This is a genomic window from Dellaglioa sp. CoH-55-MRSF-8 (genome assembly GCF_056782195.1).
The window spans coordinates 1-250 of the sequence record NZ_JBXAYH010000238.1 but is presented as its reverse complement, the minus strand read 5'-3'; the positions used below and the strand labels follow the sequence as shown (position 1 = coordinate 250).

General features: G+C 48.8%; 1 protein-coding gene. It reads right to left on the bottom strand.

Annotated features, from left to right (window positions below; translation table 11 throughout):
- A partial coding sequence (locus AC1RPW_RS08600; RefSeq protein WP_481769546.1) for a hypothetical protein occupies positions 1–191 on the bottom strand: 191 nt, incomplete at its 3' end.
- Between the last annotated feature and the right edge of the window lie 59 nt (positions 192–250).

Genomic DNA, 250 nt, shown 5'->3' with positions numbered 1-250 from the left:
ACAATGGTCGCGTATTCGTTCATAGTCATGTCCTCATCAACGTCGTCTGCCAACCTTGTTCCAAACATGCATCGTCCGGACTCCCGATGTTTCCACATGCAACCGCGTCCGGCGCGCAGAGGGCAAATGGCTGTGATCAACTGCTTTTCGATGATGCCGCAGTAAGTGCCGGATTCTTGTTCTTGTTCCATAATTCGTAAGTACTGCTCATCAAATGCACATGTACAAAAAAGCCCGGAACTTTCGTTCT